The 688-nt window shown below is 41.0% G+C and carries 1 protein-coding gene; it reads left to right on the forward strand.

All coding sequences use genetic code 11. From position 1 onward, the window contains the following. Positions 1 to 103 precede the first annotated feature (103 nt). The coding region (locus tag SMIDD26_RS03385; protein ID WP_061438927.1) for a copper homeostasis protein CutC at positions 104 to 688 on the forward strand (585 nt) is incomplete at its 3' end.

Genomic DNA, 688 nt, shown 5'->3' on the forward strand with positions numbered 1-688 from the left:
GGACAAAGAATAAGAAATAGTAACTATTTTCCTTGATATAAATGAAAGTATATTCACGATAATATGATATAATAAATTAAAAGTAATCTTCAAGGAGAATCAAATGATTTACGAATTTTGTGCTGAAAATGTGACCTTGCTTGAAAAAGCGATGCAGGCTGGAGCTCGCCGAATCGAACTCTGTGATAATCTAGCAGTTGGCGGAACAACTCCCAGCTATGGAGTGACCAAGGCAGCGGTTGAATTGGCAGCTAACTACGATACGACCATCATGACCATGATTCGTCCACGTGGTGGTGACTTTGTCTATAATGACCTAGAAATTGCTATTATGCTAGAAGACATTCGGTTGACTGCTCAGGTTGGAAGTCAAGGGGTTGTATTTGGGGCTTTAACTGCTGATAAGAAGTTGGATAAGGCTAATCTGGAGAAGTTGATAGCTGCGTCAAAAGGAATGGAAATTGTCTTTCACATGGCCTTTGATGAATTGAGTGATGATGCTCAACTGGAAGCTATTGACTGGCTTAGTCAAGCTGGAGTCACTCGTATCCTAACTCGTGCTGGTGTGTCTGGCGACTCCTTAGAAAAACGTTTTGCTCACTATCACAGAATTTTAGAGCATGCTAAAGGTAAAATTGAAAATTCTACCAGGGTGGGGGGAGTTGACCTTGACAACCGTCAAACCTTT

Origin of the sequence: Streptococcus mitis (assembly GCF_001579035.1) — a bacterium.
Taxonomy (GTDB): domain Bacteria; phylum Bacillota; class Bacilli; order Lactobacillales; family Streptococcaceae; genus Streptococcus; species Streptococcus mitis_J.